This window comes from Paramesorhizobium salinisoli (assembly GCF_003335045.1).
Lineage (GTDB): Bacteria > Pseudomonadota > Alphaproteobacteria > Rhizobiales > Rhizobiaceae > Paramesorhizobium > Paramesorhizobium salinisoli.
Genome location: NZ_QOZG01000015.1, coordinates 41,874 through 54,028 on the forward strand (window position 1 = coordinate 41,874; position 12,155 = coordinate 54,028).

Consider the following 12,155-nt stretch of genomic DNA (forward strand, 5'->3'; position numbering starts at 1 on the left):
CCATGAACGCCAATGGCATCAAACTCGGCCTCGCCTTCTACACGACCCTTTTCATCGTCTTCCTCTACGGCCCGCTCGTCGTGCTCGCCATCCTGTCATTCCAGACGGGGCCGGAAGGCGGTCCGCAGTTCCCGATCATCGAATGGTCGACCTACTGGTACAAGCATCTCTTCGGCCTGACGCCGCCCTCGCGCATCGCACCGCTGCCCATCGAGGACGGGCTCGTCCGCTCGCTGGTGCTGGCGGTGATGACCATGGTCGTGTCAACCGTGCTCGGCGTTGCCTCCGCGCAGGCTTTTCGTTCACGCTTCAAGGGGTCCGGCATCGTCTTCTATCTCATCGTGCTCGGCATGATGGTTCCCGGCGTGCTCGTCGGTCTTGGCATGGCGCTGGTCGCCAACGCGTTCGGCATCGATCGCCATTGGTGGGGTACCGCCTTCGTGCTGCACGTCGTCTACACCTATCCCTTCGCCTTCCTGGTCATGCTGGCGATCTTCAACCGCTTCGACCCGTCGGTGGAAGAAGCTGCCTGGTCGCTGGGCGTCACACCGGCGCGCACCTTCCGCAAGATCACCTTCCCGTTGATCTTTCCAGGCGTGCTTTCGGCTATGCTCTTCGCCTTCACCCTCTCTTATGACGAGTTCTCGCGCACGCTCTTCGCCTCCGGCCGTGATCTCACCCTGCCGCTGGCAATCTACGGCACCTTCTCGGTCGAAGTGCATCCGAATGTCTTTGCCTTCGGAGTACTGACGACACTGTTCTCCTTCGCGCTGCTCGGCACCTATGCCGTGCTGATGTCGCTGACGGTGCGCCGCGCCCGTCGCGTCGCTGTGCAGGAGGAAGCGTAGTGGCTGCGGTTTCCGCTCTCGTCACCGGCGCCGGCTCCGGCATCGGCCGCGCCATCGGGTTCCGGCTCGCTGCGGATGGGTATGCCGTATTCGTCAACGATCTCTCGGCGGCGCGCGCCGAAGCTGTGGCGGCTGAAATTCGCGCTGCCGGCGGCACGGCCGCCTTCGGTGCCGGCGATGTGGGATCCGAGGCGGATGTGGCGCGTGTCCATGCCGCAGCCATTGCCGCCCATGGCCCGGTCGCGCTGCTGGTCAACAATGCCGGGATCGCCCACCAGGCGCTCTTTGAAAACCTGAGCGTCGCCGATTTCGATCGCATGTTCAACGTGCACGTCCGCGGCACGTTCCTGATGACCAAGGCCGTGCTGCCGGCAATGCTTTCGGCAGGCAGGGGCGTCGTCGTCAATGTCGCGTCGCAACTCGGCCAGATCGGCGGCATCGAGCTTGTCCATTATTCCAGTGCCAAGGCCGCCATCATCGGCATGACCAAGGCGCTGGCCCGCGAGGTCTCGTCACGCGGCGTGCGGGTCAATGCAGTGGCGCCGGGGCCGATCAACACGCCGCTGGTGATGGAACTCTCCGAGGAATGGCGCGCCGCCAAGAAGGCCGAGCTGCCGCTCGGACGCTTCGGCGAACCGTGCGAAGTGGCTGCCACAGTCGCCTTCCTTGCCTCAGAGGAGGCCTCCCTTTTTGTCGGACAGACCCTCGGACCAAATTCCGGCGACGTCATGCTGTGAGAAGGATCAGGATGCCATGAGTGAAGCCAGCAAGCGCATCGTCATTGTCACCGGAGCGGGCATCGGCATCGGCGAAGCGACGGCGAGCGCCTTCGGCGCTTCGGGCGATCATGTCGTCGTCACCGACGTGCTGAAGGATGAGGGCGCGGCCGTTGCCGAAGCGATCCGCGCCTGCGGCGGTTCGGCCGAATTCCACGCCTATGACGTGCGCTCGACGGAAGCGACCGAGAGGCTCGTCTCCGACATCCTTGCCCGCCACGGCCAGATCGACGTCATCGTCGCCAATGCCGGCATTGCCCATCGCGCTCGGCTTGACGAACTGAGCGACGACAAGTGGGACATGACCTTCGATATCGATCTCAAGGGCATCTTCCGGCTCGCCCGTGCAGCCGCCCCGTCAATGCGGGTGCGCAAGCGTGGCGCGATCATCGCGCTCTCCTCGATCATGGGCGTCGCCTATGGCTGGGACGAGCATGTGCATTATTCCGCCGCCAAGTCCGGCGTGGTCGGCCTCGTGCGAGGTCTCGCGGTGGAGCTTGCAGCCGACGGCATCCGGGTCAACGGCGTGGCGCCGGGTTACATCCGCACGGCGCAGCTCCTGTCCAGGGAAAACTCACTGGGCCCGGAAGGCGCGGAAAAGGCCGCGGCCTTCATCCCGATGGGCCGTCTAGGCACTCCCTCGGACATCGCGGATGTCATCGCATTTCTGGCGTCGAACGGCGCGAGATACATGACCGGCCAGGTACTGGTCGTGGACGGAGGCCTCCTCGTGGGGCGCTACTGACGCTTGATTTCCGCCGCGGCGAATGGGGCCTGCGACGGCGACGCGCGTTGACGACAGGAAGCTTCGGCACCGCCGGAGCTATGGGGAACCAAAAAACTGGAGAGAAGAAAATGTCGAACATGGAACTCAATCGCCGCTCGCTTCTGAAGCGGTCCGCCGGCATGATGGCACTGGCCATCGGCGGCGGCACCCCCTTCTTATCCTCGCGCAATGCCTATGCCCAGGCTGCCGATCTCGCCCACCAGCAGTTGCGCACCATCGGCCTTTCGGTGACGGTGCAGGAACGTATCCTCGAGCAGTTCAAGGCAGCCTCCGGCGTCGGCATGACGTCCGGCACCGCCGCGACTTTCCCGGATGCCCAGACCAAGATCCTGTCGGGCTCCAAGGATTATGACTGCTGGGAAATCATCGCCGAGCGTTTGCCGGCCATCGTAATGACCAACAATGTCGAGCCGCTTCCAGCCGCCTCGTTGAAGAACTGGGCCAATATCCGCGATACCTTTACCACCCCATCCGACAAATGGGATCGCAAGTCGCAGATCGTCGGCCAGATCTGGGTCGACGAAGGCCAGACCACGCTGAACATGGTTCCGGCCGTCTATAACTACGACTCCATCGGCTACAACCCGGATGTGGTTTCGGCCGAGGAAGCAAACACCTGGGCATCGATCTTCGATCCCAAATGGAAGGGCAAGTCGGGTCTCAACACCGATCCCCTCATCGCCTTTGGCCAGGCCATCATGGCGATGAACTCCCTCGGCCTCTCCAACGTCGCCAATCCGGGTAACCCGACCATAGCCGAAATCGACGAAGCCGCAGCCTTCCTCGTTTCAAAGAAGAAGGAAGGCCAGTTCCGTGCACTCTGGGGCGATTTCGGTGAACTCGTCAATCTGATGGCCTCGGGCGAAATGGTGGTCTGCGACGCCTGGCAACCGGCCGTCATGGCCGTCAAGGCGCAGGGCAAGCCCTGCAAATATGCCGTACCGAAAGAAGGCTATCGCGGCTGGGCCATCGGTCCGTCGATGATCGCGGGCACCACCAACAAGGATGCCGTTATCGCCTATGCCGACTACTGGCTTTCGGGCGAGCCGGGCATCACGGTGTCGGAGCAGGGCTACTACTCGCCGTCGACCAACATCCAGAATGTCATGGCCCCGGAAAAATACGCCTTCTGGTACGAAGGCAAGCCATGGGTCGGCGCGGAGGAGCGCGGCATCAAGGAAGGCGATCTGCGCGATGGCGGCTCGCTGGAAGACCGCGCCAAGAACGTCGCCTACTGGCATCAGTGGCCGGTTGAATACGACCACCTCATCCAGAAGTGGGACGAATTCCTGAACGCCTGATCGAAAGCCTTCATCCGGGCTGTCTTCGGGCGACCCGGATGCCTTACGACCGCCCGACCGGAGACAAGAATCCATGAGCTACGACCTCGAACTGATCGATGTCGGCAAGGTCTATGACAATGGCACCACTGCCGTCAGCGAATTCAGCCTCGCCATCACCAGGGGCGAGTTCATCGCCTTCCTTGGACCTTCCGGCTGCGGGAAGACGACGACGCTGCGCATGATCGCCGGTTTCGAGAGCATCACCTCCGGCGACATGATGATCAAGGGCGTGCGGATGAACGACATTCCTCCCCAGCATCGCCCGACTTCGACGATTTTCCAGAACTACGCCCTGTTCCCGCATATGAGCGTACGCCGCAATATCGGCTACGGGCTGGAGGTGAAGGGCATGTCCAAAGCCGAGCGCGACGCCAAGGTGGACCGCATCATCGCCACCCTCGGGCTCGAGGACATTGCCGAACGCAAGCCGGAAAAGCTCTCCGGTGGACAGCGCCAGCGCATCGCGCTCGCCCGCGGCCTCGTGGTGGAGCCGGATATCCTGCTCCTCGACGAGCCGCTCGGCGCGCTCGACGCCAATTTGCGCAAGGCGATCCAGAGCGAACTCAAGCTCCTGCAAAAGACGCTCAACGTTACCTTTATCTTCGTCACCCATGCCCAATCGGAAGCGCTAGCGCTTTCCGATCGTGTGGTGGTGATGAACCAGGGCCGCGTCGAGCAGATCAGCCCGCCGCACCAGCTCTATACACGGCCGGACACGCCCTTCGTTGCCCAGTTCATTGGCCGCAACACGATCTTCTCAGGCGCCATCGATGACCGTCAGGGCGATGTGGCGCGGATCTCGACCCTGGCCGGCACGCTCTGCGGTCGCTGGAATGGCCAGGGCGGCGGTTGCATCCGGGGCGGCAGGGTCAATCTCGTCGTCCCGGCGGAAGCAATCGAAGTGCATGCTGGCGAGGGTACCGCCCGTGAGGAGATCGCCCTCAGATATGACGGCAACCTCATCGATGCGAAGCTCACCGGCTTCGCCGTCGTCGGCCATGTCTCGCATCTCACCGCCACGCTCGACGACGGTCGGCAGGTGTCGCTCGAGGCGCATATCGACAAATACCAGCCCGGACGCTTCGCTGTCGGGTCCCGCATCGTCCTGTCGTGGAACCCGACCGAAGCCACGGTTATCCCGGCCCCCTGATCCTCATTCACAAACGGAGACATTGCACCATGGCAAAGGAAATCTTCTGCAGTTTCGGCATCGACGTCGATGCCGTCGCCGGCTGGCTCGGCTCCTATGGCGGCGAGGATTCGCCGGACGATATCTCGCGCGGCCTGTTTGCCGGTGAAGTCGGCAGCCCGCGCCTGTTGAAGCTGTTCCAACGCTTCGGCATCAAGACGACCTGGTTCATTCCCGGCCACTCGATCGAGACCTTCCCCGAGCAGATGCAGGCTGTCGCCGATGCCGGTCACGAAATCGGCATTCATGGCTATACTCATGAAAATCCGATCGCGATGACTCGCGAACAGGAAACCGAAGTTCTCGACAAATGCATCGATCTCGTCACCAAGCTCTCCGGCAAGCGCCCGACCGGCTACGTGGCGCCGTGGTGGGAATTCTCGAATGTCACCAACGAGCTGCTGCTCGAACGCGGCATCAAATACGACCACTCGCTGATGCACAATGACTTCACGCCCTATCGCGTGCGGGTCGGCGACCGCTGGACCAAGATCGACTATTCTAGGAAGCCCTCGGAATGGATGGTGCCATTGAAGCGGGGACGGGAAACCGATCTCATCGAAATCCCCGCCTCCTGGTATCTCGACGATCTGCCGCCGATGATGTTCATCAAGAAGGCGCCGAACAGCCACGGCTTCGTGAACCCGCATGACATAGAACAAATGTGGCGAGACCAGTTCGATTGGGTCTATCGTGAAATGGACTATGCGGTGTTTCCAATCACCATCCACCCTGATGTCGCCGGTCGTCCGCAGGTTTTGATGATGCTCGAACGACTCTACGGCTATATGATCAAACATCCCGGCGTGAAGTTCGCGACGATGAACGAGATCGCCGACGACTTCAATGCGCGCCTCCCACGCAAGTGACACTCCCGGTCAGGGCGCATGCCGGTATTGGCCGCGCTCCGACCGGCTCCTGGAAAGGCGGAATCATGTGCTCCCTCTGCGGTATTCTCGGCGGCAACGAACATTGGGCCGACGCCGTGGCGCGTCCGGGTGTCTATACGCGCAACCATGAGCGGGTCGATCGCCGTCGCGAGCGGGCCCGTCGCGTCAGCGCGGCCAATATCATTCTCGCCTCCTTCGCCCTGCAGCTTTCTGACTGGCAGGGCGCTGCCTTCCTGCTCTCCTCGCGCACAGGCAAGACCGATGTCATCGAGGAGCTCGGCCATCTCTGGCCGGCTGCTGAGGCGATGATCGGCCGTGGCTGCGATCCGCTGGACGAAGCTCTAATCGAACGCATGGAGGGCCTGCGACATGGCTGATCTGTTCGATGCCGTCGCGATTCCCGCCTTTACGCCCGTCAACCTGCTCACAGGCTTTCTCGGCTCCGGCAAGACGACGCTGCTCTCCCGCCTGCTGAAGGACCCCGCGCTCGGCGATGCCGCGGTGCTGATCAACGAATTCGGTGAAGTCGGGCTCGATCATCATCTCGTTGAGCGGCTGGATGACAATATGGTGCTGCTGCAATCGGGCTGTCTTTGCTGTACGGTGCGCGGCGAACTGGCCGACGCCATCCGCGACCTGCATGCCAGGCGTGAGCGAGGGGAGATCCCGCCCTTCCGCCGCATCGTCGTCGAGAGCACGGGCCTTGCCGACCCCTTTCCGGTGCTCTCCACCATCAAGGCCGATCCGGTCCTGCGCCATCATTTCCGCCCCGGCAATGTCATCACCACCGTCGATGCGGTAAACGGCCTCAGCCAGTTCGACACCTACGTGGAATCGAACAGGCAGGCGGCGATTGCCGACCGGCTGGTGATCACCAAGATCGACCTCGCCGGCGAGGATGCATGCAGCGATCTTATCGCACGGCTCGCGGTGTTGAACCCCGATGCGCCAGTCGTCGATGCCTGCGATGGCGCGCTCGATCTCGCCGCCTTGGTCATCGAGGATGACGTGCCGCGCGCGGCTACCCTGCAGTCATCCTCGGGCTTCTACTGCGATGCGCAGCAGTCGCTCCCCGCCGCCGGCCGCGCCCACAGCGCCGATTTCCGCTCGCTGTTCATCATTGTCGATCAGCCGGTCGACTGGACGGCCTTCGGTCTGTGGATGACGATGCTGCTCAACCGCCATGGCGACAAGGTGATCCGCGTCAAGGGCATCCTCAATATCGAGGGCGAGGAAACGCCCGTCGCTATCCATGGTGTCCAGCATCTTGTCCATACGCCGGTGCACATGCAGGCCTGGCCGGGCGACGATCGCAGGTCGAAGATCGTCTTTATTGTTGACGGGCTCGATGGCAATTTGCTGAAACGATCTTTCGAAGCCTTCGCCGTCGCGCGCCGCGCGGCTGAAGTCGCATGAGCGCCTCGGCGAGATGACAGGCGCGCAGCTGCTGATCAAGGACAATGATACTCCGCAATGAACAAGCATTCCCGGTCAGAGCTTGCCGCACCGGCGCTGAACACCAAGGGCCGTCCGGTCCTGCGCGTGCTCGGCACCGCCATTTCGCTGCTCGAGGAGCTGCGCCTGCGCTCGCAGGCCGATCTCGGCATTGATGTCGTTTTCGATAATAACGATTTCCTCACCACCCAGCATAAGGCGGCGCAGGACCCGGCGAGCTACGATATCTACGACCAGTGCTTCCATAATCTCGATATCGTCTGGTATTGGCGTGCCGTGCAGCCGATCGACCTGCGCCGCATAACCCTGTGGGGCGAGGTCAATGACCTGACCAAGGCCGGCCATATCGGCCCGAACCCACGCATGGGGCAGGGCGATGTACCAGTGAAGAAGCTGTTCGTGCAGCCCAATCTTGCGCTCGGCGACCAGCCGACCGGTATGATCTCGATGCTGCCGACCACTCATAATTTTGACAGTTTCGCCTATCGCACCGATGCCGTTTCCAACGCGGCGGAGATGTCGAGTTGGGCGAGCCTGCTGGACGAGAAATGGGCTGGGCGTGCGGCCCTCGTCGACGAGCCGGCGATCGGCATCTTCGATGCGGCGCTCGCCGCCCGCGCCGCCGGCCTCATGAGTTTCCGCAATCTCGGCAACATGACCGTCGATGAGATCGATCGTCTGATCGACATTCTCGAAGAGCACAAGCGAGCCGGCTTCTTCCGCAGCTTCTGGCGCACCGCCGAGGATGCCGCCAAGCTGATGGTGCAGGGCCAGACCGATATCCAAAGCATGTGGTCGACCGGCATCAACATCCTCTCCGGGCAAGGTGTGCCGGTGGAGCAGGCCGTGCCGGCGGAAGGTTATCGCGCCTGGCATGGCGGCCTCTGTCTGTCCCGCCATCTCGACGGCCGCATGATGGATGTCGCCTATGAGTATCTCAACTGGTGGATCTCCGGCTGGCCCGGCGCCGTGGTGGCCCGTCAAGGCTATTACATCTCGACGCCGGAGCGCTCCCGCGCTTTTATGACGGCGGAGGAGTGGGATTACTGGTATTGCGGTTTGCCGGCCTGGGCCGATCTCCCTGGCCCCGACGGCTCGATCCGCATCAAGAAGGGTTGGGTGCGCAGCGGTGGCTCCTATTGGCAGCGGGCCAACAACATAGCCGTCTGGAACACCACCATGGATGAACACAATTATCTCGTCCGGCGCTGGATGAAGCTCGTTGGGCGGTCGTGAAGGAGAATGCAGATGTCCATCCCTATCCGTGGCCATTCCATCGCTTCGCTGGCGCCTGGCCTGCAATCCGGCGCTATTGATCCGGTCATGCTGGCCGAGGAAACCTTCGCGGCGATCCGCGCCCATGACGATCCGGCCATTTTCGTCAGCCTCACGGAAGAACGCGCCTATGTAGAAGCGCGCGCCGCCGCCGCTCGGCTGAAAGCCGGGCGCTCGCTCGGCCTGCTCGACGGCATCCCGATTGCCTGGAAGGACTTGTTCGATATCGAAGGCACGGTCACCACCGCCGGCTCCGTCGTGTTATCAGATAACGCTCCGGCCAGGGCCGATGCCGCTGTCGTGGCGGCGCTGAAGGCGGCCGGCATGATAGCAATCGGCCGGCTCAACATGAGCGAATTCGCCTTTTCCGGCCTCGGCATCAACCCGCATTATGGCACCCCGAAAAACCCGAACAGCACCGATGGCCATCGCCTGCCGGGCGGCTCGTCCTCCGGTTCGGGCGTCGCCGTCGCGGCAGGCCTCGTGCCTGTCTCGATCGGCAGCGATACGGGTGGCTCGATCCGCATTCCCGCTGCCTTCAATGGCATCGTCGGCTACAAGGCGACGCGCGGGCGCTACAGCATGGAGGGCGTCTATCCGCTCGCTACCAGCCTCGATTCGCTTGGTCCCCTCTGCCGCACCGTGCAGGACGCCGTCTGGGTCGATGCCGCCATGCGCGGCTTCACCGCGCCCCAGGTGAGGAGGGCTGCGATCAGTGACCTTCGCTTCGTCATTCCCGAGACCATCTTTTTCGACGATGCGGGGCCGGAGGTCATCGCAAGCTTCGAGGCTGTCGTCGCTCGCCTCGTCAAGGCGGGTGCGAGGGTCCGCCGGCAGGCTTTCCCGCAATTTGACGAGCTTTTCGCCATGATGGCAAAGCGCGGCGCACTCGTCACCGCGGAAGCCTATGCGCTTCACGAAGAGCGCCTGAAGGGCGAGGCCTCGCGCCGAATGGATCACCGTGTCGTTGCCCGTGCACGGCTCGGTGAAAAGATCTCGATGGTCGACTATGTCACCACGCTGGCGACCCGCCGCCGCATGATCTCCCGGATGGAGCAGGAGATCGCAAGCGACGAACTGCTGCTCTCGCCGACGGTGCCGCATGTTGCACCGCATGTTGCTCCGTTGCTTGAAAGTGACGATGCCTTCTTTGCAATGAACGCCAAGACGCTGCGCAACACATTGATCGGCAATTTCCTCGACTGGTGTGGTGTTTCTCTGCCCATTGGCCCTGGAATTGCGGGGATGCCGATCGGGCTTCTGCTATCAGGCCTGCCCAATCGCGACGAACCGGTGCTTGGCGCGTCGCTCGCCGTGGAACAGTTGCTTGGCAGCTGACTCGTATGGATCATCGGATCGATCTCATCGAGGCGAGAGATGATTAGTCGCAAGGGTGGGTCATTACATTATAGAACGGCGACTTAGCGCCGGCCTCTCGGTCATACAGACATCACGTGGCTGATTCCAAAAACCGACGTTCGTTCATGTCGTGCAGGCGTTCACTGCTTCTCCAGTAGCGCTTCGAAATCGGCCGCCTTGCGGACCTCGCCCATCAAGGCGTCGAGGATGGGCTCCTTCCTCCGGACCCGCAGCAGGTCTTCAGACGTCCGCCTATCTACTTACAGCACGTCGCAATAGGCGGCGAGCACCGCCAGATGACGATCGTGCAGGTCGCTGCCCGGCAGCTTCTCCCTCGGCTGACGATGCGCCTGGATCGCCTCCTCAATCGCGAAGCTCGGGATCAGGTTCATCGACACATTTTTCATGTCGGCAAATGACCGACCGGTCACCTCGGCCGCCACCCACAGCTGGCTACGGAAATAACCGAGGCGCATCAGGTCACCGATGACGCACTCTTCGCGGACCTCGGCTTCGTCCACACCCTGGCTGGTCAGGGCCGACACCAGCAGGTCGCGAACGGTCGCGATGCTACCAAGGTCCGCATCCTTGAGCGCGACGACGACTTTGGCCGCCCGGTCGATGGTCATCGAACCCCTGGTTGCGATCAGGTCGAAATCGTTATTGTCGACGGCTCCCAGCAGTTCACGCGGGCTGATCCGTGGCGCCAATGCGGACACCAAATCGTTGTACCGCAGGCCGCTGCCACGCAGCGTTTCGGTCATCGCACTTGCGAACGCCTCCGCCTGGCCGCCGCATCACGTCAATTCGAATGCGGGGGCTGAGCACGTGGTCGAGGCGCGTGGCGGCCCCCTGGCGGAAAGTCTTGATGAGATGATCGACGATGACAGGTGCGAGCCCTTCGGAGGGTTCGTCCAGAAGCACGGCCTTGGTGTTGGTGTAGTAGTTGAAGGCGTGGATCGAGGGCAAGTCGAAATCATCCGGGAAGGGCTTGCGATAGGCAGCCACCCACTCAACCCACATCGGGTCTTCGTTGAGATCGGCGATCGGGCCGGCCGCAAGCATTCCTTCCATCAGGCGCTGGTGCGGACCGCGTGCCGACAGCAGCGTCCTGGTCGGCGGTGATTGAGCCGCCGATGTTCGGCGGGTCGCCGCCCGCTTCCGCATTGCCGACGCCGCCTGCGCCGCCATCGGTGCATGGCCTAGCCCAGAACCCGGGGCTTTCACAGGGCTCCGGTTCCTCGTCGCGCAATGGCGTTGGACTTAGCGGCGGCAAGTCGGGCTATTCGGGCAGTCGCGGTGGCGGCCGCAGTCGCGGCACCGGCAATGGCGGCCGTGGTTCGGAAAGCACCGGTTATGCCAATGGACTCATCTGGCGGGGCTGTGCATCGGTCGGCTGGGGAGGAAGAGCGCCAGGCGTCTTTACGGGGATAATCCAAGGACGGCTGGGTTTACTGACCTAAAATAGGGGTGATGGCCCCCCTTTTTCCGCACCCCAATTAATTGGTATTCTGCTTGCCTGATGTGGTAATTGCAGCCTTTCCCAGAAGGGATGATCGTGACCTGGCTAGCTTCTACGCTTGAGACTTGGAAAAGAATAAGGCGCGGGCATCAGGATGACATGATCATCTCCAGGTCAGATAGCATCCGACTGTTCCGTCTGCACAAAACGCTTTTGATACTATATGCGTCGGCGATAATACTTCAATTGGTCGTTATATTGGCCTTCCCCGCTGGTTCTTTGGATTTCGATTTTAGCAACGAAACCGTGTCGCTTTGGCGGAATTTATCACCGAATGCCAGAGGGAATTATTCGTATTTGGAGTCCGTGAAGCCGAGGCTTGGTTTATTGCCGGTTCCATTGTTGGCTTTCTGCTTGGTTTCCTCGCCACTGTTGTTGGCGGTTACACTATTGAAGCTGGTATGTCCGAGAATTGGCAATGGATGATCCGAATCACTACAGGCGCTCTTGGCTTCATCGTGTCCTTTTGAAGGTGCCGAAGTTGCGCCGCCAGACCTTCGAGAGGGCCATCATCGAGCGTTACCGACGGCGGGAGAGCTCGGTCGAAGAGGCCTTGATCGAGATGTATCTGGCCGGTGTCTCGATGCGGCGCGTTGAGGACATCACCGAGGCGCTGTGGGGCACGCGGGTCAGCCCTGGCACGGTTTCAAACCTGAACAAGAAGATCTACGCGAAGATCGAGGAATGGCGGAACCGGCCGATCGAGGGCGA

Annotated in this window: 14 protein-coding genes and 1 pseudogene; 13 read left to right on the forward strand and 2 right to left on the reverse strand. The window is 62.0% G+C overall.

Annotation, left to right across the window (positions count from 1 at the left end; genetic code table 11):
• Positions 1 to 2: 2 nt before the first annotated feature.
• The 10 genes from DUT91_RS22095 (at position 3) to DUT91_RS22140 (ending at position 9,901) form a co-directional block, all read left to right on the forward strand.
• Positions 3 to 848: an ABC transporter permease gene (locus DUT91_RS22095; protein ID WP_114442633.1), complete on the forward strand. Its 846-nt coding sequence runs from the start codon at positions 3 to 5 to the stop codon at positions 846 to 848.
• The gene (locus DUT91_RS22100; protein WP_114442634.1) at positions 848 to 1,585 is read left to right on the forward strand and encodes an SDR family NAD(P)-dependent oxidoreductase; all 738 of its coding nucleotides are present in this window, start codon (positions 848 to 850) and stop codon (positions 1,583 to 1,585) included. The genes DUT91_RS22095 and DUT91_RS22100 overlap by 1 nt, the downstream gene beginning before the upstream one ends.
• Positions 1,586 to 1,601: 16 nt before the next feature.
• Positions 1,602 to 2,369, forward strand: a complete 768-nt coding sequence (locus DUT91_RS22105) for an SDR family NAD(P)-dependent oxidoreductase (protein WP_114442635.1) — start codon at positions 1,602 to 1,604, stop codon at positions 2,367 to 2,369.
• Positions 2,370 to 2,479: 110 nt separating this feature from the next.
• Positions 2,480 to 3,712, forward strand: a complete 1,233-nt coding sequence (locus DUT91_RS22110) for an ABC transporter substrate-binding protein (protein ID WP_114442636.1) — start codon at positions 2,480 to 2,482, stop codon at positions 3,710 to 3,712.
• Positions 3,713 to 3,785: 73 nt separating this feature from the next.
• Positions 3,786 to 4,904 carry an ABC transporter ATP-binding protein gene (locus DUT91_RS22115; RefSeq protein ID WP_114442637.1) on the forward strand — a complete coding sequence of 373 codons (1,119 nt, stop codon included), beginning with the start codon at positions 3,786 to 3,788 and terminating at the stop codon, positions 4,902 to 4,904.
• 29 nt (positions 4,905 to 4,933) lie between these two features.
• On the forward strand, positions 4,934 to 5,812 hold the full coding sequence (locus DUT91_RS22120) for a polysaccharide deacetylase family protein (RefSeq protein WP_114442638.1): 879 nt from the start codon (positions 4,934 to 4,936) through the stop codon (positions 5,810 to 5,812).
• Between the two features lie 65 nt (positions 5,813 to 5,877).
• On the forward strand, positions 5,878 to 6,210 hold the full coding sequence (locus DUT91_RS22125; RefSeq protein ID WP_114442639.1) for a hypothetical protein: 333 nt from the start codon (positions 5,878 to 5,880) through the stop codon (positions 6,208 to 6,210).
• Positions 6,203 to 7,249 carry a CobW family GTP-binding protein gene (locus DUT91_RS22130; RefSeq protein ID WP_114442640.1) on the forward strand — a complete coding sequence of 349 codons (1,047 nt, stop codon included), beginning with the start codon at positions 6,203 to 6,205 and terminating at the stop codon, positions 7,247 to 7,249. Before DUT91_RS22125 ends, DUT91_RS22130 begins: the two co-directional genes overlap by 8 nt.
• 57 nt (positions 7,250 to 7,306) lie before the next feature.
• Positions 7,307 to 8,524, forward strand: a complete 1,218-nt coding sequence (locus DUT91_RS22135; RefSeq protein WP_114442641.1) for an ABC transporter substrate-binding protein — start codon at positions 7,307 to 7,309, stop codon at positions 8,522 to 8,524.
• Between the two features lie 12 nt (positions 8,525 to 8,536).
• Positions 8,537 to 9,901: an amidase gene (locus DUT91_RS22140; protein WP_114442642.1), complete on the forward strand. Its 1,365-nt coding sequence runs from the start codon at positions 8,537 to 8,539 to the stop codon at positions 9,899 to 9,901.
• 281 nt (positions 9,902 to 10,182) lie between these two features.
• Here the strand turns inward: DUT91_RS22140 and DUT91_RS22145 are convergent, their stop codons facing one another.
• Together DUT91_RS22145 and DUT91_RS26270 are read right to left on the reverse strand one after the other, a co-directional pair.
• The gene (locus DUT91_RS22145; protein ID WP_200835055.1) at positions 10,183 to 10,632 is read right to left on the reverse strand and encodes a hypothetical protein; all 450 of its coding nucleotides are present in this window, start codon (positions 10,630 to 10,632) and stop codon (positions 10,183 to 10,185) included.
• Positions 10,607 to 10,996 carry a hypothetical protein gene (locus DUT91_RS26270; protein ID WP_200835056.1) on the reverse strand — a complete coding sequence of 130 codons (390 nt, stop codon included), beginning with the start codon at positions 10,994 to 10,996 and terminating at the stop codon, positions 10,607 to 10,609. The genes DUT91_RS22145 and DUT91_RS26270 overlap by 26 nt, the downstream gene beginning before the upstream one ends.
• Positions 10,997 to 11,016: 20 nt before the next feature.
• Between DUT91_RS26270 and DUT91_RS25595 the strand changes: the two genes are divergently transcribed.
• From DUT91_RS25595 to DUT91_RS22150, 3 genes and pseudogenes are all read left to right on the forward strand, one after another.
• Complete coding sequence (locus DUT91_RS25595) at positions 11,017 to 11,385, forward strand: hypothetical protein (RefSeq protein WP_147272236.1); 369 nt, start codon at positions 11,017 to 11,019, stop codon at positions 11,383 to 11,385.
• A 313-nt stretch (positions 11,386 to 11,698) separates the two neighbouring features.
• Entirely contained in the window at positions 11,699 to 11,914 is a 216-nt protein-coding gene (locus DUT91_RS25600) for a hypothetical protein (RefSeq protein WP_147272237.1), read from the forward strand.
• Positions 11,878 to 12,155 (forward strand): annotated as a pseudogene (locus DUT91_RS22150) (transposase); the annotation flags it as partial. The gene DUT91_RS25600 and the pseudogene DUT91_RS22150, both read left to right, overlap by 37 nt.